Origin of the sequence: Mycobacterium sp. (assembly GCF_008709575.1) — a bacterium.
In the GTDB taxonomy this organism is placed as follows: Bacteria; Actinomycetota; Actinomycetes; order Mycobacteriales; family Mycobacteriaceae; genus Mycobacterium.
This window is the reverse complement of record NZ_VYIK01000508.1, coordinates 1-571: the sequence shown is the minus strand read 5'-3', so window position 1 is coordinate 571 and position 571 is coordinate 1. Positions and strand designations below refer to the sequence as shown.

Genomic DNA, 571 nt, shown 5'->3' with positions numbered 1-571 from the left:
GGGTCGGAGGACCAACGACCCTAGAGGTGGGCGGATCGGCATCCTAGGTTCGGCCTTGCAGACACGACATTATCGAGGAGAACGCCATGACCACCGTTCGCGACATCATGACAGCAGACGTCATATGTATTGGCGAAAATGAACCTGTGGCCACTGCCGCACGACAGATGCGCGACACGGATGTGGGAGCGCTGCCGATCTGCGGCGAGGACGGCCGGCTACACGGCATGCTCACCGACCGGGACATCGCCATCAAGTGCGTCGCCGCCGGCATGGACCCGGCAACCACCACGGCGGGCCAGCTGGCGCAAGGCAGCGTCTACCATGTCAATGCCGACACGAGTATCGAAGAGATGCTCGACGTCATGGCCGAGCACCAGATGCCGGTCATGGAAAACCACCGCTTGGTCGGCATTGTCGCCCAGGCCGACATCGCCCGCCATCTGCCCGAGTACGCGATTGTCCGGTTCGTCAAAGCCATCTGCTCGCCCAAGGCACTGACCAGTCACTAGTATCGGCACCAGGCGATTCTGTTTCCGGTGTGCCCTTTTGGAGGTTCAGCATGGGCGGT

At 61.8% G+C, this 571-nt stretch carries 1 protein-coding gene; it reads left to right on the top strand.

The annotated features are described in order from the left end of the window. Positions 1 to 86 precede the first annotated feature (86 nt). Positions 87 to 512 carry a CBS domain-containing protein gene (locus tag F6Q13_RS19860; protein WP_293060120.1) on the top strand — a complete coding sequence of 142 codons (426 nt, stop codon included), beginning with the start codon at positions 87 to 89 and terminating at the stop codon, positions 510 to 512. Positions 513 to 571 lie beyond the last annotated feature (59 nt).